The sequence below is a fragment of the Microbacterium sp. Root553 genome (genome assembly GCF_001426995.1).
Taxonomy (GTDB): Bacteria; Actinomycetota; Actinomycetes; order Actinomycetales; family Microbacteriaceae; genus Microbacterium.
Window position 1 is genome coordinate 1405026 of record NZ_LMFY01000001.1, and the last position, 24128, is coordinate 1429153.

Sequence of the window (24128 nt, forward strand, 5' to 3'; positions counted from 1 at the left end):
TGCAGCAGATCGGGAGCGGCGCGTCAGCGTGACGCGACGATCAGGTGGCGCTGCGGGCCTTCAAGCCGCGCGACCGCGACCTTGAGTTCGACCATGTCCGCTGCGACTCCGTCGATGCGTGCTCCGAGTGATCTCTCGACTCCGTCGATGCGTGCTCCGAGTGATCTCTCGACTCCATCGATGCGTGCTCCGAGTCTCTCTTCGAGTCCGTCGATGCGTGCTCCGAGTTTGTCGTCGCCTCCGTCGATGCGTGCTCCGAGTGACCTCTCGACTCCATCGATGCGCGCTCCGAGCCTCTCTTCGACGCCGTCGATGCGTGCTCCGAGCTTGTCGTCGCCTCCATCGATGCGTGCTCCGAGTCTCTCTTCGACGCCGTCGATGCGTGCTCCGAGCTTGTCGTCGCCTCCATCGATGCGTGCTGCAAGTGACCTCTCGACTCCATCGATGCGGCGGATGCACCACGCGAAGCCCGCGCACATGATGCTGCCCAGCGTCAGCAGGAGGCCGACGGCGCTGAGGACGATCGTGAGGGTTTCTGCGGACACGAACATGCTCCCATTCTGACGGCGACCGGCGACTCTCGCAGAATGCTACGTGCGCCGTTGTCGCACGTGATCCCGAGGGGTGCCAGGGAGCCGGCCACGGTGGATGAGTCGCGTGGAGCGAACCTCCGTGCAGGAAGGACGCCCCCTTCCGTTCGCCTCCCTAACAAAACCGGCCTACGCTCGTAGCAGGCGACGGAAGGAACACTCATGCGCGTACTCGGACTGCTCTCGGGCACCTCTCACGACGGAATCGATGTCGCGGTCGTCGACTTCGTGGAGAACGAGGGGACTCTTCGCGGCACCGTCCTCCACGAGGACAGCGTGCCGTATGACCCCGAGCTGCGCGCGCGTCTCGTGGCGGCGCTGCCGCCTGCGCCCACCACGTTCGCCGAGGTGTGCGAGCTCGACACCCTGATCGGCCAGGCGTTCGCCGAGGTCGCGGCCACGGCGGCGGCCGCGGTCGGGGGAGTGCACGCCGTCTGCACGCACGGCCAGACGGTCTTCCACTGGGTCGACGCCGGTCACGCGCTCGGCACTCTGCAGATCGGCCAGCCCGCCTGGATCGCCGAGAAGGTGGGGGCGCCGGTGGTCTCCGACGTGCGCATCCGTGACATCACCGCCGGCGGGCATGGGGCTCCGCTCGTGTCGTTCCTCGACGAGCTGCTGCTGCGCGACCGCGCAGGCGTCTCGGCGGCCGTCAACCTCGGCGGTATCGCGAACATGACCGTGGTCGGCCCCGACGGTCTGTCGGCGTACGACATCGGCCCCGCGAACGCGCTGGTCGATGCGATCGTCGTGGCGGAGGGCCTGGACGAGCGCGGCTACGACGCGGATGCCGCGATCGCCCGTGCCGGCATCGTCGACGACGCTCTGCTCGACGCTCTGCTCGCTGACCCGTACTACGCGCTCCCCGCGCCCAAGAGCACCGGCAAGGAGCACTTCCACCTCGAGTACGTGCGCGAGCATGTCGCTCGGCAGCGCGACCGCGGGCGGGAGATCGCGATCCCCGACCTCGTGCGCACCCTCACCGAACTGACCGTGCGGACGGTCGCCGCGGATGTCGTCGCCGCCGGCATCCGCTTCCTCGCGGTGTCCGGAGGCGGCTGTCACAACCCGCTGATCCTGCAGGGCCTGCGCGATGCCCTCCCCGGTGTCGAGGTCGTGCTGGCCGACGAGCTGGGCGCGCCGGTGGACAGCAAGGAGGCCATCCTGTTCGCGCTGATCGGCTGGTGCACCATGCACGGTGTGGCGGCCGTCGCCCCGGGCGGGACCGGGGCGCACGAGCCGCGCATCCTCGGGACGATCACCCCGGGGGCGGGTCCGCTGCGGATGCCGGAGCCGGTCGCGCGCGTGCGCAGCCTCACGCTGCGCAGCCTCACGCTGCGCTGAGAACGGTCAGGCGCTGAGAGCCGTCAGCGCCTGCGGTCGTCGTCGTCCCAGGGGCCTTCCCACCAGCCGGCGCGGCCGTCGCCCTCTGCGCCGCCGCCGCGGCGTCGGGAACGGACCAGCTGCACGACGAACACCGTCAGTGTGCTGAGCAGGATCAGGAACAGGACGAGGAACAGCACGTCGGACTGATTCATGGGCGTCTCCCCTCCGCGGCATCCGCCACGATCTTGGCGATCCGCGCCGCGCGCGTCTCCGCGCGCTTCGCCATCGCGATGTGCGTGAGTCCGAACTTCTTCACCGAGGGCGGGAACGCGTCCCAGTTCGCCCGCGCGGCCGGCTCGGCATCCAGCGCGCGTGTGAGCTCGTCGGGCTCGACGCCCGCCTCGGGGCCGTCGAGCAGGACCCATGATCCGTCGGCCTTCGCGGCCTCGAGCACGCGCAGGCCCGCGGGCGCGAGCAGTCCCGCGGCCTCGAGCTCGATCAGACGCGCTTTGTTGGTCGCCGCCCATCCGCTGCCCCGACGCCTCGGGCAGAACCACTGCCCGACGGTCCGGTCGTCGAACGTGCGCACCGGGCCGTCGATCCAGCCGAAGCACAGCGCCTGGCGCACGGCATCCTCGTAGCCGATCCCGTCGGCGCCCTTGCCGCGTATGCTCAGCAGCCAGACCCCCGAGGCGCGCTCATGATGCTGCGCGAGCCAGTCGCGCCAGACCTCGGCATCCGCCGCGACGACGCGCTCCCCCTCGTCGAGCGCGCCCACGTCAGTCCTCGTCGAGCGTCGGGATCGACTCGGTGACGGTGGGCAGCAGATCGGCGACCGAGTCGACGATCTCGTCGGGCCGGAACGGGTACTTCTCGACCTCGGCCTGGTCGCTGATCCCGGTCATCACGAGCACGGTGTGCAGACCCGCCTCGATGCCGGCGATGATGTCGGTGTCCATGCGGTCGCCGATCATGCCGGTCTTCTTCGAGTGCGCACCGATCTTGTTCAGAGCCGACCGGAACATCATCGGGTTGGGCTTGCCGACGACGTAGGGCTCCTTGCCCGTGGCCTTCGTGATGAGGGCGGCGATCGCGCCGGTCGCCGGCATCACGCCATCGGCCGAGGGGCCGGTCGCGTCGGGGTTCGTGACGATGAACCGCGCGCCGCGGATGATCAGCCGGATCGCCTTGGTGATCGCCTCGAACGAGTAGTTGCGGGTCTCGCCGACGACCACGAAGTCGGGGTCGGTCTCGGTCATGATGAAGCCGGCCTCATGCAGAGCGGTGAGGATGCCGGCCTCGCCGATCACGAAGGCCGAGCCGCCGGGAACCTGCTGCTTGAGGAAGTCGGCCGTCGCAAGCGCCGAGGTCCAGATGCGCTCCTCCGGAACGGTCAGGCCGCTGGCCCGCAGCCGCGCCGAGAGATCGCGCGCGGTGAAGATCGAGTTGTTCGTCAGGACCAGATAGGGGATCTCGTTCTGCTCCCATCCCGCCAGCAGCTCGGATGCGCCCGGGATCGCGTCGTTCTCGTGCACGAGAACGCCGTCCATGTCGGTCAGCCAGCATTCGATGTCGTCGCGGTGTCCCATGTGCACAGCCTATTCGCCCGGGGTGGCGGGCAGGTGTCGGGTCTGCGTCGCGCTGTCAGGTGCGTGCCCGCGGGGGCATCCCTGCCCCGCGCAGTTCAGGCGCTGAGCCAGACGACATCCGCCGCGCCTTCGGGGAGCGTCGCGGGAGAGCCGTCGAGCTCGACACCGGATGCGGTGGTGGTGATCGTCGCCGCGACCACGACGCCGGCGGCCTCGAGCGAGCGCAGCAGCTCGGGATCGCGGTCGTCGACGCGCAGGACCCGCCCGGTGTGACCTGCGGGAGCGTCGGCGAGCAGCACGAACGGCTCGCGGTCGACGCGTCCGTCGGCGTCGGGGATGGCATCGCCGTGCGGATCGAACCGGGGTCGCCCCAGGCGCGCGTCGATGCCCTCGAGCAGCCGATCGCTGATGGTGTGCTCGAGCACCTCGGCCTCGTCGTGCACCTCGTGCCAGCCGTAGCCGAACTCCTGCACCAGCCAGGTTTCGATCAGGCGGTGTCGGCGCACCATCGCGAGCGCACGCTGGGTGCCCGCATCCGTCAGGCGCACCGCTCCGTACGGGACGTGCGAGACGAACCCGGCCGCGGCGAGCTTCTTCACCATCTCGGTCACCGACGAGGGGGCGATGCCGAGCTTCGCCGCGAGGACCGACGGGGTGATCGGCGCATCCTGCCATTCGGTGTGCGCGTAGACGGTCTTGAGATAGTCGTCTGCTGCCGGAGATGCCACGGTCCCAGCCTAGATCAGGAGGATGCCGGCACTCTGTCCCCGGGGCGGCTCTGTCCTCGGCGGGGCTCAGGGCTCGGTGTGGCTCAGGGCTCGGCGGGGCTCAGGAGTTCGCTGCGGTCAGGAGTTCGCTGCGCTCAGGGGTTGGCGACGTCGACGAGGATGCCGAAGGCCACCTGGCCCGCGAAGAACATGATGAGGAATCCCAGCAGGGCGGCGAAGAGCGAGAGGCGGCCGTCGAATCCCTCGATGCCGGCGATGCCGAGCTTTCGGGCGCGGAAGGCGAGCACGAGCGTCGCGAGACCGAGGGCGAGCTGCACCCACGGGCCGCCGATGGGCAGCGCCGTCGGGAAGGCGACCAGCAGTCCGCCGGCCACGCCGGTCGCGATGGCGATCCAGGTGAGGATGCGGACGGTGCGACGGGCGTTCTCGACGGGCATGCCCTCGAGCCTACTGGCCGGGAGAAGCCGCGCCGCCCGCTGTGAATCGTCTCAATCTAGCCGATCTCCTTGACGGCGCCGGGGGCGGCGGGTAACTTCGACCGGGCACGGGAAAACGCTATCCGAGCGGGCGTCCTGCCCAGAGAAGGATTTCGACGATGAACATCCGACATCATTCATTCCGCGCTGCCGTCGCGGTCGCCGCCGCAGGCTGCTTGCTGGTGGGAGGCGTGCAGAGTGCCGCCGCCGCCCCTGCCACGGGCCCGGACGCCGGACGCCATGGCCCGGCATCCGCGACTCCGCAGCTGGAGAACCTCGACCGCGGCCTCGTCGCCGTCTCCACCGCCGACGGCGTCTTCCTGAGTTGGCGGCTGCTGTCGTCCGAGGCGACCGGCGCCACGGCCACCGGGCTCGCCGGCCCCGACTTCGCCGTCTACCGCGACGGCACGAAGATCGCCACCGTGACCGACAGCACGAACCTCGCGGATGCCGAGGGAACGGCCACGGCGGAGTACTCCGTCGTCCCGATCGTGAACGGCGTCGAGCTCGCGGCATCCGCCTCCGCCCCGGTCACCGCCTGGGCCGATGGGCATCACGACCTGCCGCTGCAGAAGCCCGCCGACGGCGTCACGCCCGCGGGCGAGGCCTACACCTACTCCGCGAACGACGTGTCGGTCGGCGATGTCGACGGCGACGGGCAGTACGAGTACGTCGTGAAGTGGGAGCCGTCGAATGCGAAGGACGTCTCGCAGCGCGGATACACCGGCTCCGTCTACCTCGACACCTACGAGCTCGACGGCACGCTGCTCAACCGCCTCGACCTGGGCGTGAACATCAGGGCGGGAGCCCACTACACGCAGTTCCTCGTCTACGACTTCGACGGGGACGGCCGCTCGGAGACGATGCTGAAGACGGCGCCGGGCACCAAGTCGGTGCAGTACGGCGCCGACGGGGCCGTCGTCGGGGAGTCCTTCATCACCCTGCCGAAGTCCGACCGCAAGGCCGGGGTCACCCACGACGACGACTACCGGCTCAGCGCCGCCGACTACGAAGCACATCTCGTCGAGATGTTCCTCGGCTGGAGCTCACGCGACGAGGTCGTCTCGGGGCAGTGGCCGGCGACTCTCGAAGAGGCATGGGGCATGCCCGTCACGCACGAGTACCCGCTGAGCAGGGAGAGCGCCGAGGAGCTCGCCGACACGTTCATCGACGTGTATGCGCCGAGCCGCAGCGCCCGCAACCTGCTGCGGGAGTTCGAGGGCTTCATCATCGACGGGCCCGAGTACCTCACGGTCTTCGACAGCGCCACCGGCAAGGAACTCCAGACCATCCCGTATCCGACCGAGCGCGGCGATGACGGCCTGCTGTGGGGCGACTACGCGATGTCCCGCATCGAGCCGGGCAACCGCGTCGACCGCTTCCTGTCGGGAGTCGGCTACCTCGACGGCCAGCATCCGTCCGCCGTCTTCGCACGCGGCTACTACACGCGCACGACCGTCACGGCCTTCGACTGGGACGGCAAGCGCCTCACGGAGCGCTGGGATGTCGACAGCGGCCACGCGCCGATGACGAACCCCTTCAACGACTCGCCCCACGGGCGTGACGGCACCGACCCCGAGTTCGGGACGATCACGACCCAGGGCGACCACTCGCTGAGCTTCGCCGACGTGGATGCCGACGGCAAGCAAGAGCTCGTCTACGGATCGGCGACGATCGATCACGATGGCAGCCTGCTGTACAGCTCGTTCGACGTGCTGCCCGAGGGCAGCGCCGCGCCGGGCGAGAACGTGCGCCTCGGCCACGGTGACGCGATGCACGTGGCGGACATCGATCCGAGCCGCCCCGGACTCGAGATCTGGACGGCCCACGAGGGTGGCACCTTCGCCCCGTACGGATCGGTGTTGCGTGATGCGGCCACGGGGGAATCGCTGTTCGGCGCCTACTCCGGTCGCGACACCGGTCGGGCGATGATCGGAGACGTCCGCCCGGACATCCCCGGCATCGAGGTGTGGTCGAGCATGCCCGGCGGCACCGAGGGCAGCGGACTGCTGAGCGCCACAGGAGAGCTGCTCGACACGGCGACGCCCGGCACGAACATGTCGATCCGCTGGGCGGGGGACATGACCACCCAGATCGTGAACGGCAGCGGCGATCAGACACCCACGATCGACGACTGGACCCGTGGCACCGTGCTCACGGCCACCGGAACCCTCACGAACAACGGCACCAAGGGCAATCCCTCCCTGGTCGCCGACGTGCTGGGGGACTGGCGCGAGGAGCTGCTGGTGCGCACGACCGACTCGAGCGCGCTGCGGTTCTACACGACCACCGAGCCGACGGCGCACAAGCTCACCACGCTCATGCACGACGTGCAGTATCGCGCCGAGACGGCACGTCAGCAGACGACCTACAACCAGCCCGCGTACACCTCGTTCTACCTGGCGAGCGACGTCGACTGGGCGAACGTCCCGGTGCTCACCGCGCCGGTGACGCCCAAGGCTCCGAAGTTCACCGACAAGCCCGGGACGTCTCGTGACGAGGTGAAGGTGCCGACCACCGTCAAGGGCGTCACCTATTACGTGAACGGCGAGAAGGTCGAGGCGCGCAACGGCAAGGTGCGCGTCACGGGGGAGGTGACCGTGGTCGCGGTCCCCGACCCCGGGCACCGCATCGCCGACGGCGCCGTCTCGCAGTGGACGGAGACGCTCCGCTCGCGCTGAGCGCGGACAGATCGCCGCCCCGAGCCGAATCTTCCCGTGCCGGCTCGGGGCGGTTCCGCGTGCGCGACGCCTGATCAGGCGCCGGTCAGGACCAGCCAGAGCAGCGCGCCGTTGAGGGCGATGAGCAGCACCGACGCCAGCACACCGGCCGCGGTGGTCCATCGCCGGTTCACCCAGGCGCCCAGCGTGCGACGCTGGGCCGTGAGCGCCACCAGCGGGATCAGCGCGAACGGGATGCCGAACGACAGCACGACCTGGCTGAGCACGAGGGCCAGTGTCGGATCGACGCCGAGCCCGAGGATCACGAGCGCGGGGATCAGGGTGATCAGCCGCCGTGCCAGCAGCGGGATGCGCACGTGCAGCAGGCCGTGCATGATCTCGGCTCCCGCGTAGGCGCCGACCGAGGTCGACGCGAGCCCCGAGGCGAGCAGGCCGACGGCGAAGAAGGTGGCGACGACGGGCCCGAGCCCCGCGGCCAGCGCGGCGTGCGCGCCTTCGAGGGAGTCCGTGCCGTCGACCCCGGCGAGGTTGGCTGCGGCGAGCAGCAGGATGCCGAGATTCACCGTCCCGGCGATGACCATCGCGATCGAGACGTCCCAGCGGGTCGCGGTCAGCAGACGGCGGATGCGGGAGACCTCGGTGCGCGCCGCCTCGGTCGGTCCGTGCGCGGCGGCCGCGCCGAACCTGTCGCGGGTCAGCGAGGAGTGGGCGTAGATCGCGTGCGGCATGATCGTCGCGCCGAGGATGGACGCGGCGAGCAGCACCGATCCGGTGCCCTCGAAGCGGGGCACGAGTCCGCCGACGACGCTGCCGGCATCCGGTGGAGCGACGAAGAGGCCGGCGACGAAGCCGACCGCGATGATCGCCATCAGCCCGATGATCACGAACTCGAACGGCCGCGCGCCGCCCCGGTTCTGCACCGCGAGGAGGATCATCGACACCGCGCCGGTGATGACGCCGCCGAGGAGCAGCGGGATGTCGAACAGCAGGTACAGCGCGACCGCCCCGCCGATGACCTCGGCGAGGTCGGTGGCCATCGCGACGAGCTCGGCCTGCAGCCAGTACGCTCGGCGGGCCCACGGCCTCGTCAGCCGCGTGCCCAGCACTTCGGGGAGGCTCTGGCCCGTGACGACGCCGAGCTTGGCGGAGAGGTACTGGATCAGCCAGGCCATGATGTTGCCCGCCACGACGATCCACACGAGCAGGTAGCCGTACTGGGCACCGGCCGTCATGTTGCTCGCGACGTTGCCCGGGTCGAGGTAGGCGACTCCGGCGACCAGAGCGGGTCCGAGCAGCCACAGACTGCGGGGCGGTGTCGCGGCATTTTTAGGCATGCCGAAATCGTAGCGGATATTTCGGTGCACCTAAATATGCGAGCCGTCGTGCGGCGGATAGCCTGACGGGATGGATGAGCAGACGCCCGCAGGCCCGGCGGAGACGGGCGACACCTCGGGGACAGGCGACACGTCGGAGACAAGCAGATCCTCAGACGCAGGCGGATCGTCGGCGCAGCCCGGGTACGGGGTAGGCCCCTGGCCCGGAGGACCCGTGGAGTGGCCGCAGGGGGAGCAGTACGACCCCGAGTTGCTCGCCGCCGGTGACACCCGCAACGTGATCGATCGCTATCGGTACTGGCGGATGCCGGCGATCGTCGCCGACCTCGACACGAAGCGGCATCCGTTCCACGTGGCCATCGAGAACTGGCAGCACGACATGAACATCGGCTCGATCGTGCGCAGCGCCAACGCATTCCTCGCCGACACCGTGCACATCATCGGTCGTCGCCGCTGGAACAAGCGCGGCGCCATGGTGACCGACCGCTACCAGCACGTCGTCCACCATGAGGATGTGCAGACCTTCGCGGCGTGGGCGGCGGCCGAGGGCATCCCGATCATCGCCGTCGACAACGTCGAGGGGGCGGTGCCCGTCGATCGTGCCGAGCTGCCGCAGAGCTGCGTCCTGCTGTTCGGGCAGGAGGGGCCGGGTCTCTCGGACGAGGCGCTCGCCGCGGCATCCGGGCACATCGAGATCACCCAGTACGGCTCGACCCGGTCGATCAACGCGAGCGCGGCCGCAGCCGTGATCATGTACGAGTGGTGCCGGAGGCACGCGGGCTGAACCTCGGGTTCCTGCGCAGCCGTCAGTCCCGGTCCAGGGCTGCGCGGCCCACCTGTCCGGGATTCCGAGATACGTGGAGAACGTCGAGTCCTGCGCGTGTGTGCAGGATCAGACTCCGGCGGTGAGCCAGCGTCCTGAGCGCACCCGCCAGCCGAGAGTGCCGAGGCGAGCGAGCAGGTACACGCCGAAGAACGCGACGGCGAGCCAGATGAGTCCGGGGGCACCGTCGACGCCGGTCGCGGCGATGATCCAGAGCGCGGGGAGGAACGGCAGGAGGTTGAGCACGCCGGCGAGTGCGAGGTATCGGGCGTCGTTCGCGCCCATCAGCACGCCGTCGAGCACGAAAACGACACCGGCGATCGGCTGGGCGACCGCGAGGATCAGCAGCGCCGGCTGCACGAGCGCCGCGATGTCGGGATCGCCGGTGAACACGATGCCCAGCACGCCGGACAGGACGGCGATCAGCGCCCCCACGATCACCCCGAACCACACGCCCCACGCGACCGTCCGTGCCAGCACGCGCTGCACCTGCCTCTGGTCGCCGGCGCCGAGCTCCTTGCCGATCAGGGCCTGCGCGGCGATCGCCAGCGCATCGAGGGCGAAGGCCGCTGCCGAGAAGATCGTGAACACGATCTGCCAGCCGGCGAGCTCGTCCGTGCCGATGCCCGTGGCCACGGCGACGGTCACGAGCAGCGCTGCCCGCAGACTCACCGTGCGCAGGAACAGCCAGCCCCCGGACCGCGCGGTGCGGCCCATGCCCTCGCGCTTCACCGTCAGCGAGGCATCATGGGTCACGGCGAGCCGTCGGATGACCAGCACGTAGGCGCCGACCATCCCCCACTGCGCGACCACGGTGCCCGCCGCGGAGCCGGCGATGCCCCAGCCGAGCCCGTAGATGAAGACGACGTTGAGCAGGGCGTTCGCCCCGAACCCCAGCCCGGCGATCCACAGCGGCGTGACCGTGTCCTGCATCCCGCGCAGCAGTCCGGTCGCCGCGAAGACGATCAGCATGGCGGGGAGACCCCACATCGATACGACGAGGTAGTCGTTGGCCTGGGCGGCGACGGCATCGCTCGCTCCGAACAGCGACACCAGCCACGGCGAGGCCACGGCGCCGGCCGCCGCGAGCACGGCGCCGAGTGCCAGCGCCAGCCACATGCCGTTGATCCCGACCGACACGGCCTCGCCGGGGCGGCCGGCCCCGAACAGGCGAGCGACCGCGGGCGTCGTGGAGTAGGCGAGGAAGACCATGAGCCCGACCACCGTCTGCAACACGGCGCCGGCGATGCCGAGTCCGGCCAGCGGCGTCGTGCCGAGGTGCCCGATGAGCGCGGCGTCGACGATGAGGAAGGCGGGTTCCGCGATCAGCGCGCCGAGCGCGGGGACGGCGAGGCGCAGGATCTCGCGGTTGAGGGTGCGCTCGGTCATCCTCAGAGCCTATGGGCTGACACCGACCGACCCGCGTCGACACCGACGTGTATGGACTCCATCGACGTGTATGCACTCCACCGACGTGTATGGCCTGACACCGACCGACCCGTGTCGTCGCCTCCGGCCGTACCCTGGAATCACCCACCGGATGCCAGGGAGGTGCATCGTGTCGGACCCCCGCGAGGCCGCAGCCCGATACCGCGCGCGGCAGCAGAGCGACGGCGCGGAGGATGACGCGGAGTCCGCCGAGGCTCCGGGCATCGCGGCCGCCACCGATCGCGCGGCGTTCATCGAGACGGCCATCCAGGTCGCGATCCGGCGGGGCGACTTCGACGATCTGCCCGGCGCGGGCAAGCCCCTCGACGGGCTCGGCACCCACCACGACCCCGACTGGTGGATCCGCCGCAAGATCGAGACCGAGAACCTCACCGGGCTCGGACCGCCCGCGATCCTGCTCCGCACCGAGGATCGCGAGCTCGACGCCCAGCTCGACCTCCTGGGGCGCGAGAGCGACGTCCGTGATGTCCTCGTCGACTTCAACAGGCGCGTCGTCGACGCGCGACGGCAGCTGCAGGGCGGCCCGCCGGTCGTGACGAGCACTCGCGACGTCGACGCCGAGGTCACCGCCTGGGCCGAACGGCGCGCCGCCAGGCTCGCCGCCCGTGCCGCGGAGCCGCCGGAGCAGCCGCGGCGTCGGAGATTCGGTCTCGGACGCCGGGCCTGATCCTCGCGCCCGCCGACCCGGATGTCGGACCGGCGCATAGGCTGGGTCGCATGACAGATGTGCTCCCTTCCGGCCTCGAGATCGCCGAGTTCAGCTCCGACATCCGCCCGCAGGACGACCTGTACCGCCACGTCAACGGCGCGTGGCTCGCGCGCACCGAGATCCCCGGCGACAAGGCGCGATGGGGGTCCTTCCACCTCCTCGCCGAGCAGGCGGAGAAAGACGTCCGCGCGATCATCGAGGAGTCGCAGGATGCCGAGGTCGGCACCCTCGCGCGCAAGATCGGCGACCTGTTCGCGAGCTTCATGGACACCGAGCGCATCGCGGCGGCGGGGGTGTCGCCGCTGGCGGAGACGCTCGCCGAGATCGACGCCATCGACGGCATCCCCGCGTTCCTGCGCACCGTGGGTGCGTACGACCGCGATGGCCGTGCCCACCTGATCGGCTTCTACGTCGACGGCGACCCCGGCAACCCGGAGCGCTATCTGCCGGTGGCCGTGCAGTCGGGTCTCTCGCTGCCCGACGAGAGCTACTTCCGGCTCGACACCTTCGCCGAGACGCGTGCGGCCTACCGCGCGCACCTCGAGCGACTGCTCGGTCTCGCCGGGATCGCCGAGCCGACCGAGGCCGCCGATCGTGCGATCGCGCTCGAGACCGAGCTCGCGGGGCACCACTGGGACAACGTGCGCAGCCGCGACGCGGTCGCCACCTACAACCTCCTGTCCTGGGCCGAGATCCAGGAGCTCGCGGGTGTCGACCTCGAGCCGTGGCGCGACGCGGTGGCCCCCGGGCACCCCGACGCGTTCGCCGAGGTCATCGTCTCGCAGCCGAGCTTCTTCGAGGGACTGGGATCGCTCCTCGTCGCCGAGCGGCTCGACGACTGGAAGGCGTGGCTGCGCGCCCAGGTCGTGCACGCCGCGGCTCCCTACCTCACCGACGACATGGTGCAGGAGAACTTCTCGTTCTACGGCACCGAGCTCACCGGAGTGCCGACGATCCGCGAGCGCTGGAAGCGCGGTGTCTCGGTCACCGAGAGCGCGCTGAGCGAGGCCATCGGCAAGGTGTACGTCGAGCGGCACTACCCGCCGACGGCCAAGGCCGAGATGGACGAGCTCGTCGCGAACCTCATCGAGGCCTATCGCCAGAGCATCACCGACCTCGAGTGGATGACGGCGGAGACCCGCGAGCGCGCGCTGGCGAAGCTGGATTCGTTCACCCCGAAGATCGGTCACCCCACCGTGTGGCGTGACTACTCCACCCTCGAGATCGACCGCGACGACCTGTTCGGCAACGTGCGGCGCGCGGCGATCTTCGAGCACGACCGCAACGTCGCGAAGGTCGGGCAGCCGATCGACCGCGAGGAGTGGCACATGCCGCCGCAGATGGTCAACGCGTACTACAACCCGTCGATGAACGAGATCGTCTTCCCCGCGGCCATCCTGCAGTACCCGTTCTTCGACGCCTCCCGCGACGCGGCGGCGAACTACGGCGGGATCGGCGCCGTGATCGGACACGAGATCGGACACGGATTCGACGACCAGGGCAGCCGGTACGACGGCGCGGGCAAGCTCGAGGACTGGTGGACGGATGCCGACCGGTCGGCGTTCGAGGAGCGCACCAAGGCCCTCATCGCGCAGTACGACGAGCTGGTCCCTGAGGGTCTCGACGCCGAGCACCATGTGAACGGCGCCCTGACGATCGGCGAGAACATCGGCGATCTCGGTGGTCTCGGCATCGCGCTCAAGGCGTACGAGATCTCGCTCGACGGTGCCGAGGCCCCGGTCATCGACGGGTACACGGGCGTGCAGCGCCTGCTCCTGTCGTGGGCGCAGGTCTGGCAGCAGAAGAGCCGCGACGCCGAGACGCTGCGACTGCTCACCATCGACCCGCACTCGCCGAACGAGTTCCGCTGCAACCAGATCGTCCGCAACATCGACGCCTTCTACGAGGCGTTCGACGTCTCCCAGAACGACGCGCTCTGGCTGCCGCAGGACTCCAGGGTCACGATCTGGTGAGACGCGGGATGCCCTGCAGGCTCCCATGTGACGATCTGATGACCGAACGTCGCAGTCTGTAGGGCATCCTCACCGGCCGGGGTTACGATATCCGTGCTGTGGGGGACGGACCCCGCAGCATCCCGCCTGTCCAACCCCCCTAGAAGGATCACGCGTGGGTGCTCACGAGCCTGTCGAAGGGCCGCCTCTGGCCTCGCTGCGCCGCTCTCAGCGGACCAGCCGTCGCCTGCCGCGCCGTGCCGCCTCCGGGCGGAGGTCGTTCACCTCGACGCTGCGGGCGCTCGAACAGCTCGCGGATGCGGGTGCCCAGGTCTCGGTGCACGTCGTCGATCTCGACACCCACGTGCACGTGCTCGCCGGCGACGATCACGTCACCATGCCCGTCGCGGGTCTGGGTGTCGTCCCTCTTCTGATCGAGGTCGCGGCCGCTTTCGAGGACGGCTCTCTCGACCCGCTCGAGATCGTCGAACGGAGCACCATCGACGCGGTGTCGACGTCGGGTGTGTGGCGGCATCTGCACGCGCCCGCTCTGCCGCTCGAGGACCTCGCGGTGCTCGCGGCCACCGCCGGAGATCCGATCGCCGTGAACGCATTGCTGCAGCGCGTCGGCCACGAGCGGGTGCGCGATCGCATCGAGGCGCTCGGCCTGCGTCGTACCGCCCTGCTCGACCGCTTCCGCGACGAGCGCGGACCCGACGACGCCCCGCAGGTCGCGGTCGGCTCCGCACGCGAACTCGCCGGTCTCTTCTCGGCCCTGGTGAACTCCCAGGTGGTTGACGCCCCCGTCAGCGCCCAGGTGTCGGAGTGGCTCAGTCTGAATCAGGACCTCAGCCTCGTCGCCGCCTCGACGGGCCTCGACCCCTTCTCGCACGAGCACGACGCGCACGGACTGCTCTTCATCAACAAGACCGGCCGTGACCGCGGAGTCCGGGCGGAGGCAGGAGTCCTCGCCGGCCCGCGGGCCGGCGTCGCCTATTCGCTCATCGTCTGCTTCGACGACCTGTCCATCGCCCATCGACTGCGCGCCCACGACGCCTTCAGGGTTCTCGGCGTCGAGCTCATGGAGTACACGCACTGACAGCCCGCGCGGGGGCTGACAGCCCGCGAGGTGGCAGACAGCCCGCGAGGTGGCAGGCGCCCGGCCCCCGGTCAGCCCGCGCCGGGGTCGCTAGCCTGGAGGCATGCCCCGCCCCGACTGGACTCCGCATCGCCGTGATGACCGAGAGCTGCTCGGGTGGATCCACCCTGACGGCGACGACTGGGTGGCCGTCGACGTGCTCGGGCGTCCGGCATCCGCTCCCACGGAGTGGCTCGACGCCGAGGCCGCTCTCGAGGCGAGGGGTCTCGCCTGGCTCGCGGATCCGTGGATGCTCGAGGGCGAAGCCGATCGGCCGCTTCGCGTGCGCATCCTCGAGGTCACTCCCGATGACGACGGCGTTCCCGGGCGCATCGTGGTGAAGATCGATGACTTCGGCGACGTCACCCGTCCGCCTGTGCAGCAGTACGTGCTCGAGTGGCCGATCCCTGCGCGGTTGCGACCGCCGACGGACACAGATCCCGATCCGCGGGTGATCTGACAGCGACTGACCTGCGATCAGCCCGGCCCTCGGTCAGCCCGGCAGCGACGGATGCTGTTCGACAGCGCGCTGACGGGGGATGAAGAGCGACAGCACGAGCGCGAGGATCCCCGCGGCGATGGCCAGCCAGAAGCACAGGTCGAAGGCCGCTCGCGTCGGAACCGACACCCCGCCGATGTCGGTGCTCATGGCGGCGAGAACTCCGCCCATGACCGCCGACGCGCTGGAGGTGCCCACGGAGCGGAAGAGCGCGTTCAGGCCGTTCGATGCCCCCGTCTCCCTCGCGGGGACGGAACGCATGATGATCATCGGCATGGCGGCGAACGTGAAGCCGATCCCGACGCCGATCAGCACGTTGCCGACCAGGATGTGCCAGACCTCGCTCGACCACAGCAGCACGAAGAGGTAGGCGAGCACGATGGCACCGGCGCCGACCGTGAAGAGGGGGCGCGGGCCGACGGCCCGTTCGAGCCAGCCCGACAGCGGAGAGATCACCATCATCACCAGACCGGCGGGCATGACGATGAGCGCGGCCGAGACCATGTCGAGCCCGAAGCCCGAGCCCGAGGCGACGGGTCCCTCGAGCAGCTGCGGGAACGTCACGTTCGAGGCGAACAGGGCGAATCCCATGCCGATCGCGGCGATGTTGGTGAAGAGCACGGCCGGCCGGGCGGCGACGCGCAGGTCGAGCAGCGGGTCGGTCGTGCGCAGCTGGTACCAGCCCCAGACCAGCAGCACGCCGACCCCGCCGATGATGCAGGCGAGGGTCAGGGGTGCGGTCCAGCCCCACTCGGCGCCTCGCGAGACGAACAGCAGGATGCCGGTGAGGCCGATCGCGAGACCGATCGCGCCGAGCACATCGAGGCGGCCGGGGAAGCGCAGCACGTCTTCCGGCACGACGAGGAGCACGAGGGCGAGCCCGACGACCCCCAGAGCGGCGGCCAGCCAGAACAGCCAGTGCCAGTCGGCGTTCTCGGCGAGCAGGGCGGCCACCGGCAACCCGATCGCACCGCCCACGCCCATGGTCGCGCTCATGAGCGCGACCGCCGAGCCGAGGCGCTCAGGGGGGAGGATGTCGCGCATGATCGCGATGCCGAGCGGCACCACTCCGGTGACGGCGCCCTGCAGCGCCCGGCCGATGATGACGCCGACGATCGACCCCGAGAGCGCGGCGACCAGCGAGCCGACGATCAGCAGAGCGAGCAGCACGATCACCACGCGGCGCTTGCCGTACATGTCGCCGAGGCGACCCGAGATGGGTGTGGCGACCGCGGCGACCAGCAGGGTGATCGTGACGACCCAGGTGGTGTCCTCGCGGGAGGCGTTCAGCAGCCTCGGCAGCTCGGCCTGCAGTGGCACGACGAGCGTGAACATGAACGACGCACAGAGCCCTGCGAACGCCAGCACGGCGATGACGGCCCATCTCGGAGCCTTTCGGGAGAGTCGTCTGCGCGCGCGATCTTCGTTCTCTCCCATCCCTTCAGGCTATCGGCGTCCGAGACACCCGAGGCGCGGGGAGGGCGGATCGTGCTCAGCGGATCGTGCTCAGCGGATCGTGCTCAGCTCACACCCTTCATCAGGCGCAGCACGGGCTTGACCGAGAGCAGCAGACCGAGGCCGACGACGATCGCGATGCCGCCGAGGATCGAGAAGTACGGCACCTCGTTCTTCGGGTCGTAGAACTGCACGAGCCAGCCGGAGATCGCCGTGCCGAGCGCGATCGAGAGGAAGAACAGCGCGACCATCTGCGTGTGGAACGCCTTCGGCGCGAGCTTGGTCGTCACAGAGAGACCCACCGGCGAGATCAGCAGCTCGGCGATCGTGAAGACGAGCAGGATCCCGACGATCGCGAGCAGCGGTGTCGAGTTCGGCCCGCCACCCGCGAAGGGGAGGAACAGCAAGAAGGCGGAGCCCATGATCATCGCCCCCAGCGCGAACTTCACCGGCGTCGACGGCTGGCGGGTGCCGAGACGCGTCCAGATCGCGGCGAACACCCCGGAGAGGATGATGATGAACACCGGATTGATCGACTGGACCCATGAGACCGGCATCACGAACCCGAGGATGTTGCGATCGAGTCGCTCGTCCGAATAGACCGTGAGCACGGTGAACTGCTGCTGGTACAGCGACCAGAACGCGACGCTGGTGACGAACAGCGGCAGGAATCCCCACACGCGCGAGCGCTCGGTGCCGTCGATGAGGGGGCTGCTGAGGATCACGGCGAAATAGGCGACGGCCGCGACGACCGTGCCGATGATGACGATGGTCGACAGGTTGTCGGCCCTGATCACCCCGACCAGCACCAGCACGACGATCGCGGCGATCGCGGCCAGCGCGATGATCGCGACGAGCGGGTAGCGCGACGAGGGCAGCGGATTCGGCACGCGTCGGGCCTCGTCGGGCAGAGCGCGGCGCCCGAACGAGTACTGCACGAGACCGAGGGTCATGCCGATCGCGGCGAGGCCGAAGCCGTAGTGGAATCCGAGCGAGGATTGCAGGATGCCGGTCAGGATCGGCCCCATGAACGCGCCGAGGTTGATGCCGAGGTAGAACAGCGAGAAACCGGCGTCGCGGCGGGTGTCGTCGGCGCTGTACAGGGTTCCGACCACCGAGGTCGCGTTCGCCTTGAGACCGCCCGAGCCGAGGGCGACCAGGACGAGACCGACGCCCACCCCGAGGAACCCGGGGAGCAGGGCGAGGGCCACGTGCCCCGCCACGATGACGATCGCGCTGAGGAACAGCACCCTCTCCGAGCCCAGCATCCGATCGGCGATCCATGCCCCGAGGATGGTGGAGAGATAGACGGATCCGCCGTACGCACCGACGATGCCGCCGGCGACGGCCTGGGAGAGCCCGAGCCCGCCCTCGCTGACCGAGAAGTACAGGTAGATCAGCAGGATCCCCTGCATGCCGTAGAAGCTGAAGCGCTCCCACATCTCGACGCCGAAGATGTGGACGAGAGCCCAGGGCTGCCCGAAGAACCGGGTGTCGGACTTCTCGGCGGTGGTGTCGCTGATTGACATCCCTCCACGGTACGCCCGGCGCGCCCGCCGTTTCGCCCGTTCGGGGCGGGCGATTCCGAAATCGGCGGTGGGGAGGGCAGACTGGGGGCGTGCGAACCATCCGTGATCTCGACACCGTTGAACTCATCATCGACGCGCAGGGGCTGCTCGACTCCATCCGTGGACCCGAGCGAGTCATCGACGCGGGGACGCTGCGCGCGCTGCAGCAGTCCGGCAACTACGTCGTCGGCCTGTTCGACGCCGAGGGCGGGGAGGAGCGGATGGTCGGTGCGTCGATCGCCTTCTTCGGTGCTCCGGCGCGACGGGCGATGCACTCCCACATCACCGCGCTGCGGCCCGAGTACCGCGGACGCGGCTGGGGTCGCGAGCTCAAGGAGCACCAGCGTCAGTGGGCCTTCTCCCGCGACGTCGGCCGCATCACCTGGACGTTCGATCCGCTCGTCGCCCGCAACGCGCACTTCTTCCTCACGGTGCTCGGCGCCCGCGCGACCGGATACTCGGTCAACCGCTACGGCATCTTCGGCGGTGGCGACGCGGGAGATGAGAGCGACCGGCTCGATGTCGAATGGGCCCTCGCCGACATCGCCAAGCCCCCGGCATCCGAATCCGTCGTGGAGACGCTGGAGATCCCGTCCGACATCGAGACGATCCGCGTCGAGGATCCGCAGGCCGCGCACGAGTGGCGCACCCGCCTGCGCGCGCAGATGGAGGGGCTCCTCGGCAGCGGCCTCACCCTCACCGGATTCGACGTCGCGAAGGGCTACCTCTTCACGGCCTGAGAGTCGTGGCCCCGTGACGGCTCGTGTCGCGCGGATAGGATCGAAGTGCCCGTCGTCACGGGCTCGCCCCTGCGACCTCTGGAGCCACCGTGGCCGAACAGTCCCGCCTCGACAAGGTCATCGCCCTTGCTCGCCATCGCGGGTTCGTCTTCCAGACCGGTGAGATCTACGGCGGCTCCCGGTCGGCGTGGGATTACGGGCACCTCGGCACCGAGCTCAAGGAGAACATCCGCCGCCAGTGGTGGCAGACGTTCGTCCGTGGCCGCGGCGACATGGTGGGACTCGACTCGAGCGTCATCCTTCCTCGGCGGGTGTGGGAGGCCTCGGGCCACGTCGCGACCTTCAGCGACCAGCTCGTGGAGTGTCTGAACTGCCATCGCCGCTTCCGCGCCGATGCCGTCGTGGAAGACGCCGCCAGGCGCCCGGACCACACCCTCGACGGCGCTCTCGCGGTCGCCCCGTGCCCGAACTGCGGAACCCGCGGACGGTACACCGAGCCCGCATCCTTCTCGGGACTGGTGAAGACCCATCTCGGCGTCGTGGACGACGAGTCGGGCCTGCACTACCTGCGTCCGGAGACCGCGCAGGGCATCTTCGTCAACTTCTCGAACGTGCTCACCACCAGCCGCAAGAAGCCGCCGTTCGGGATCGGGCAGGTCGGCAAGGCGTTCCGCAACGAGATCACCCCCGGCAACTTCATCTTCCGCACCCGAGAGTTCGAGCAGATGGAGGTCGAGTTCTTCACGGCGCCGACCGACGCGCAGACGTGGTTCGCGCACTGGGTCGAGGCCAGCTGGGACTGGTATCTCGATCTCGGCCTCGACCCTGCCAACCTCCGCCGGGTCGACGTGCCCGACGGCGACCGCGCGCACTACTCGGCCGCCACGGTCGACGTCGAGTACCGCTTCGGATTCGCGGGCAGGGAGTGGGGCGAGCTCATGGGGGTGGCGAACCGCGGCGACTACGACCTCGCCCGTCACAGCGAGGCGTCGGGGCAGAGCCTGACGTACTTCGACCAGGCGACGGGCGACCGGTACACCCCGCACGTGATCGAGCCGTCGTTCGGGCTGACGCGCTCGATGCTGGCCTTCCTCGTCGACGCCTACCGCGAGGAGGAGGCGCCCAACGCCAAGGGCGGCACGGACGTGCGCACGGTGCTGCGGCTCGACCCGCGCCTCGCTCCCGTCAAGGTCGCGGTGCTGCCGCTGAGCCGGAACGAGCGGCTGTCGCCGCTGGCGCGCGAGGTGGCGGATGCGCTGCGGGGCTCCTGGGCCGTGGACTTCGACGATGCGGGGGCGATCGGCCGACGCTATCGACGCCAGGACGAGATCGGGACTCCGCTGTGCGTGACCGTCGACTTCGACTCGCTCGACGACCACGAGGTCACCGTGCGCGATCGCGACAGCATGGCGCAGGAACGCATCCCCATCGACCGCCTGCACGACCACCTCGCCGCGCTCCTGCGCGGCGCCTGACTTCCCGGTCCTGACTGCCCCGCGCCCGGCTCGCTATTTCGTCTTCGCCGCCGCCTTCATGGCCTTCTTGTGCTCGCGGACCTTCGTGAGCGACTCGGGCGAGACGATGTCGGCGACACTGCGGAACGATCCCTCGACGCCGTAGTCGCCCGCCGCCTCACGCCATCCGTCACCGGTGAAGCCGCACTGCTTGCCCAGCAGCGCGAGGAAGATCTTGGCCTTCTGCTCCCCGAAGCCCGGCAGGGCCTTGAGGCGTCCGAGCACCTCGGCCCCCGAGGGATCGCCGTCCGTCCAGATCGCGGACGCGTCGCCGCCCCACCGGTCGACGAGCTCCTGACAGAGCGCCTGCACACGGGCCGCCATCGACCCGGGGAACCGGTGCACGGCGGGCGTGGTCTTGAAGGCGTCGAGGAACTCGTCCGGGTCCATCCGGGCGATCGTGACGGCATCCGCGGCCCCGGTGCGCTGTTCGATCTTGAGCGGACCGGCGAACGCCGTCTCCATCGGCACCTGCTGATCGAGCAGCATCCCGACGAGCAGCGCGAGCGGGTTGTCGGACAGCAGGGCGTCGGCGTCGGAGTCGCCGGTGATGTGCAGGGCCATGCGACCAGTCTGACATCGGTCAGACGAGAGCGGGTCAGGCGGTCGCGGCGTCGTCAGACACGGCCTGGGCCCGGTCGATCCCGTGCTGGTCGATCCCGTACAGGGTCGACAGTGCCGCCGCGAACTCGTCCGCGCGGCCGGTGGCGGCCAGCTCGTGCGCCCGCGTCGTGGGGGTGTGCAGCAGGACGCCGGTCAGGTGTCGGAGCGCCTGCTCGACACGTCCGTCCTCGTCGCCCCGGGCGCGGGCCCGGGAGATCTCGGCCTCGAGAAGACCGAACATGTGCGACCGCAGTGCCACCACCGAGGGGGTGACGCTCTGTCGGCTGCCGACGACGTGGAAGGTCTCGGCGGCCTCGCGCACGACCGAGCGGGCCGCATCCGTCGCCTGCAGCTCTTCGAGCGGTGCGTGCAGGCTGATCGTCTCGAGGTCGAGGAGGGCGACCCCTTCGAGGGCGGCCACGGCGGGGTCGACGTTGCGGGGCATCCCGAGGTCGACGACGAGCTGGCTGTGCGATGCCACGGGGCATCCCTCGACCGCGATGCCGGTGGGGGCGTGCAGGTGCTCGGGTGTCAGCACGGGTGCGGTCGCGGTGGTGCAGGTGATCAGCAGGCTCGAGCGCGATGCGACCCGCGCGTAGTCGGCCTCGGCGACGGGGCGGATGCCGTGCTTCGCCGCGAACTTCTCGGCTCGCCCCGACGGCGAGTACACCGAGATGTTGACGGCACCCCGCTCGCGCAGCGTCGCAAGCGTGACCGCGGCGTAGGCGCCGGTGCCCACCAGCAGCACCCGCTCGGTCGACCAGTCGACGACGCGGCTGTCGGCGAGCTCGAGTGCGAGGCGCACGAGCGAACGGCCGGCGCGGCCGAGCGCCGTGACGTTCTTGACCTTGCGCTGGGCCTGGCTCGCCCGCTGGAACAGGCGCTCCAGCTCGGGGGAGGTGGTGCCCTCCTTGCGAGCGGACTTGAGTGCACGGCGCACCTGGCCGGCGATCTCGCCCTCGCCGGAGACGACGGATTCGAGGCCGGAGGCGACCGAGAAGAGGTGCTCGGCCACGCGGCGACCGGCGTGCACCTCGTAGGCGCCCTCGAGTTCCTCGGCGCGGATGCCGGTCGACGATTCGACGGCCTCCAGCACGGCCTCGACACCGATCGCACCCGCTGCGGTGACCGGTTCGTCCATCTCGACGTAGGCCTCGAAGCGGTTGCAGGTAGCCAGAACGACCGCACCCTGCACGCAGGACGCCATGTCCACCACGGTGGAGGCGACGTCTTCGGGGGTGCGGCTCAGTCGTTCGAGCAATTCGAAGGAGGCGGTCTTGTGACTCGCCGTGACAACCAGCAGCACAGATCGATTCTACCTGAGCCGCAGGGCACGTCGGCCCGGACGCGGGTGGGAGGATGGAGGCATGGCTCTCTCCGACGCTCCGCTGCTGCGCGCCCTCACCGGCCCCCGCCCCGAGCACGCCCCCGTCTGGTTCATGCGACAGGCCGGACGATCGCTGCCCGAGTACCGCGAACTGCGCGTCGGCACGCGGATGCTGGACGCCTGCCTCACCCCCGATCTCGCGGCGGAGATCACGCTGCAGCCGGTGCGCCGCCACGGCGTGGACGCCGCGGTGTTCTTCAGCGACATCGTGATCCCGCTGCGTCTCGCCGGGGTCGATGTCGAGATCGAGCCCGGCCGCGGACCGGTGTTCGCGAACCCCGTGCGCTCGGCCGCGGACGTCGATCGTCTCACCGCGATCGATCCGCTCTCGCTCGACGGCACGGCCATCGCCGAGGCCGTCGGCATCGTCACCGCCGAGCTCGGCGACACCCCGCTCATCGGCTTCGCGGGCGCGCCGTTCACGCTCGCCGCCTATCTCGTCGAGGGCGGCCCGTCGAAGGAGCACCTGCGCGCGAGGGCGATGATGCACGCCGACCCGGACTCCTGGAACCGGCTCGCCGGCTGGCTCGCCCTGGTCTCGCGTCGCTTCCTCGAGATCCAGCGCGACGCCGGAGCCTCCGTCGTCCAGCTTTTCGATTCGTGGGCGGGGTCGCTGAGCACCTCCGACTACCGGAGGTTCGTCGCTCCCCATTCGCGCGTGGCGCTCGACGCCATCGGCGTGCCGAGCATCCACTTCGGTGTGGGCACGGGGCCGTTCCTGCAGGACATGCGCCTCGGCGGCATCGCCGACGCGGTGGGGGTCGACTGGCGGCTTCCTCTCGACGAGGCGGCGGGGATCCTCGGACCCGACGTCACGGTGCAGGGCAACATCGACCCCGCGCTGCTCGGTGCGCCCTGGCCGGTGCTGGAGGCGCACGTGCGCGATGTGGTCGAGCGTGGGCGCGCGGCGCGCGGTCACATCGTGAACCTCGGACACGGCGTGCCGCCCGAGACCGACCCCGACCAGCTGACGCGCATCGTCGAGCTCGTCCATTCGATCTGATCCCGGCCCCGGACGCTCTGATCTGATCCCGGTCCCGGACGCCCCGACCAGCTGACGCGCATCGTCGAGCTCGTCCACTCGATCTGATCTGATCCCGGGCCCGGACGCTCCGACCATCGCTCCTGCCGGACCCGCGGCCCTCGCAATATAGCCTGAGTGCTAGATTGCGAACATGGCAGATGACGCGTCGGACATCTTCTCGGCGTTGGCCCACCCGACGCGACGGCAGATCCTGCAGGATCTGAAGGAGGGTGAGCTGGCGGCGGGCGAGATCGCCTCGCGGTTCTCGTCGAGCGGCCCCACCATCTCGCGTCACCTGGGTGTGCTGCGCCAGGCGGGGCTCGTCACCGAGCGGCGCGACGCGAACCGCATCCTGTACTCGCTCGTGGGGGAGCGCCTGGCGCTGTCCGTCGGTGACTTCCTCTCGACGGTGTGCCCGGAGCAGATCGTGCTCCGCGAGGTGCGCAAGCGCGGCGCCGGGAGCAGCGCGCACACCCCCGCCGAGGCGTGATCCGGTTCTTCCGGCTCGAGACCGGATCGACGCCGCGTGGTGGATGAAAGGAT

Annotated in this window: 23 protein-coding genes; 11 read left to right on the top strand and 12 right to left on the bottom strand. The window is 69.9% G+C overall.

Features of this window, described 5'->3' with window-relative positions; translation table 11 throughout:
* Positions 1-23 precede the first annotated feature (23 nt).
* Positions 24-551 carry a hypothetical protein gene (locus tag ASD43_RS06535; protein WP_056415069.1) on the bottom strand — a complete coding sequence of 176 codons (528 nt, stop codon included), beginning with the start codon at positions 549-551 and terminating at the stop codon, positions 24-26.
* A 201-nt stretch (positions 552-752) separates the two neighbouring features.
* Here ASD43_RS06535 and ASD43_RS06540 point away from each other — a divergent pair, with 201 nt between their 5' ends.
* The gene (locus ASD43_RS06540; protein WP_056415072.1) at positions 753-1934 is read left to right on the top strand and encodes an anhydro-N-acetylmuramic acid kinase; all 1182 of its coding nucleotides are present in this window, start codon (positions 753-755) and stop codon (positions 1932-1934) included.
* Positions 1935-1957: 23 nt separating this feature from the next.
* On the opposite strand, the gene ASD43_RS17405 is transcribed toward ASD43_RS06540, so the two are convergent.
* The 5 genes from ASD43_RS17405 to ASD43_RS06560 all read right to left on the bottom strand — a co-directional run bounded on the left by ASD43_RS17405 (position 1958) and on the right by ASD43_RS06560 (position 4670).
* Positions 1958-2128 (bottom strand): hypothetical protein, encoded by a 171-nt coding sequence (locus tag ASD43_RS17405; RefSeq protein WP_167541586.1) that lies wholly within the window; start codon positions 2126-2128, stop codon positions 1958-1960.
* On the bottom strand, positions 2125-2694 hold the full coding sequence (locus ASD43_RS06545) for a YdeI/OmpD-associated family protein (protein ID WP_056415074.1): 570 nt from the start codon (positions 2692-2694) through the stop codon (positions 2125-2127). The genes ASD43_RS17405 and ASD43_RS06545 overlap by 4 nt, the downstream gene beginning before the upstream one ends.
* Position 2695: 1 nt before the next feature.
* The gene (locus tag ASD43_RS06550; protein ID WP_045253294.1) at positions 2696-3505 is read right to left on the bottom strand and encodes an HAD-IIA family hydrolase; all 810 of its coding nucleotides are present in this window, start codon (positions 3503-3505) and stop codon (positions 2696-2698) included.
* 95 nt (positions 3506-3600) lie between these two features.
* Positions 3601-4233: a metal-dependent transcriptional regulator gene (locus ASD43_RS06555; RefSeq protein ID WP_056415077.1), complete on the bottom strand. Its 633-nt coding sequence runs from the start codon at positions 4231-4233 to the stop codon at positions 3601-3603.
* A gap of 134 nt (positions 4234-4367) precedes the next feature.
* Positions 4368-4670 carry a hypothetical protein gene (locus ASD43_RS06560; protein ID WP_056415080.1) on the bottom strand — a complete coding sequence of 101 codons (303 nt, stop codon included), beginning with the start codon at positions 4668-4670 and terminating at the stop codon, positions 4368-4370.
* 158 nt (positions 4671-4828) lie between these two features.
* Here ASD43_RS06560 and ASD43_RS06565 point away from each other — a divergent pair, with 158 nt between their 5' ends.
* Positions 4829-7390: a rhamnogalacturonan lyase gene (locus ASD43_RS06565; RefSeq protein ID WP_056415083.1), complete on the top strand. Its 2562-nt coding sequence runs from the start codon at positions 4829-4831 to the stop codon at positions 7388-7390.
* Between the two features lie 74 nt (positions 7391-7464).
* Here the strand turns inward: ASD43_RS06565 and ASD43_RS06570 are convergent, their stop codons facing one another.
* The gene (locus ASD43_RS06570) at positions 7465-8724 is read right to left on the bottom strand and encodes an Nramp family divalent metal transporter (protein ID WP_056415086.1); all 1260 of its coding nucleotides are present in this window, start codon (positions 8722-8724) and stop codon (positions 7465-7467) included.
* A gap of 70 nt (positions 8725-8794) precedes the next feature.
* Here ASD43_RS06570 and ASD43_RS06575 point away from each other — a divergent pair, with 70 nt between their 5' ends.
* Positions 8795-9508 (top strand): TrmH family RNA methyltransferase, encoded by a 714-nt coding sequence (locus ASD43_RS06575; protein WP_056415089.1) that lies wholly within the window; start codon positions 8795-8797, stop codon positions 9506-9508.
* Positions 9509-9616: 108 nt separating this feature from the next.
* Here ASD43_RS06575 and ASD43_RS06580 read toward each other — a convergent pair whose 3' ends face one another.
* Positions 9617-10936, bottom strand: coding sequence for an MATE family efflux transporter (locus tag ASD43_RS06580; RefSeq protein WP_056415090.1), 1320 nt, complete (start codon positions 10934-10936; stop codon positions 9617-9619).
* A 151-nt stretch (positions 10937-11087) separates the two neighbouring features.
* Between ASD43_RS06580 and ASD43_RS06585 the strand changes: the two genes are divergently transcribed.
* The 4 genes from ASD43_RS06585 (at position 11088) to ASD43_RS06600 (ending at position 15255) form a co-directional block, all read left to right on the top strand.
* Positions 11088-11663 carry a J-domain-containing protein gene (locus ASD43_RS06585; RefSeq protein ID WP_056415094.1) on the top strand — a complete coding sequence of 192 codons (576 nt, stop codon included), beginning with the start codon at positions 11088-11090 and terminating at the stop codon, positions 11661-11663.
* A 50-nt stretch (positions 11664-11713) separates the two neighbouring features.
* Positions 11714-13678, top strand: a complete 1965-nt coding sequence (locus ASD43_RS06590; RefSeq protein WP_056415096.1) for a M13 family metallopeptidase — start codon at positions 11714-11716, stop codon at positions 13676-13678.
* Positions 13679-13832: 154 nt separating this feature from the next.
* A complete protein-coding gene (locus ASD43_RS06595; RefSeq protein WP_056415099.1) occupies positions 13833-14756 on the top strand; it encodes a serine hydrolase in 924 nt (307 codons plus the stop codon).
* A 103-nt stretch (positions 14757-14859) separates the two neighbouring features.
* Positions 14860-15255, top strand: a complete 396-nt coding sequence (locus tag ASD43_RS06600; RefSeq protein ID WP_056415103.1) for a hypothetical protein — start codon at positions 14860-14862, stop codon at positions 15253-15255.
* A 33-nt stretch (positions 15256-15288) separates the two neighbouring features.
* On the opposite strand, the gene ASD43_RS06605 is transcribed toward ASD43_RS06600, so the two are convergent.
* The gene (locus tag ASD43_RS06605) at positions 15289-16731 is read right to left on the bottom strand and encodes an MFS transporter (RefSeq protein ID WP_056415107.1); all 1443 of its coding nucleotides are present in this window, start codon (positions 16729-16731) and stop codon (positions 15289-15291) included.
* An 83-nt stretch (positions 16732-16814) separates the two neighbouring features.
* Positions 16815-18278, bottom strand: coding sequence for a peptide MFS transporter (locus tag ASD43_RS06610; protein ID WP_056415110.1), 1464 nt, complete (start codon positions 18276-18278; stop codon positions 16815-16817).
* 89 nt (positions 18279-18367) lie between these two features.
* On the opposite strand from ASD43_RS06610, the gene ASD43_RS06615 reads away from it, so the two are divergent.
* Positions 18368-19057, top strand: a complete 690-nt coding sequence (locus tag ASD43_RS06615) for a GNAT family N-acetyltransferase (RefSeq protein ID WP_056415113.1) — start codon at positions 18368-18370, stop codon at positions 19055-19057.
* Positions 19058-19146: 89 nt separating this feature from the next.
* Positions 19147-20532 (top strand): glycine--tRNA ligase, encoded by a 1386-nt coding sequence (locus ASD43_RS06620; RefSeq protein ID WP_056415115.1) that lies wholly within the window; start codon positions 19147-19149, stop codon positions 20530-20532.
* Between the two features lie 33 nt (positions 20533-20565).
* Here ASD43_RS06620 and ASD43_RS06625 read toward each other — a convergent pair whose 3' ends face one another.
* A complete protein-coding gene (locus ASD43_RS06625; protein WP_056415117.1) occupies positions 20566-21135 on the bottom strand; it encodes an HhH-GPD-type base excision DNA repair protein in 570 nt (189 codons plus the stop codon).
* A gap of 34 nt (positions 21136-21169) precedes the next feature.
* On the bottom strand, positions 21170-22480 hold the full coding sequence (locus ASD43_RS06630) for a glutamyl-tRNA reductase (RefSeq protein ID WP_056415120.1): 1311 nt from the start codon (positions 22478-22480) through the stop codon (positions 21170-21172).
* A gap of 61 nt (positions 22481-22541) precedes the next feature.
* Here ASD43_RS06630 and hemE point away from each other — a divergent pair, with 61 nt between their 5' ends.
* Together hemE and ASD43_RS06640 are read left to right on the top strand one after the other, a co-directional pair.
* The gene (gene hemE / locus ASD43_RS06635) at positions 22542-23564 is read left to right on the top strand and encodes a uroporphyrinogen decarboxylase (protein ID WP_056415122.1); all 1023 of its coding nucleotides are present in this window, start codon (positions 22542-22544) and stop codon (positions 23562-23564) included.
* A 172-nt stretch (positions 23565-23736) separates the two neighbouring features.
* On the top strand, positions 23737-24075 hold the full coding sequence (locus ASD43_RS06640) for a metalloregulator ArsR/SmtB family transcription factor (RefSeq protein WP_056415125.1): 339 nt from the start codon (positions 23737-23739) through the stop codon (positions 24073-24075).
* Positions 24076-24128: the final 53 nt, after the last annotated feature.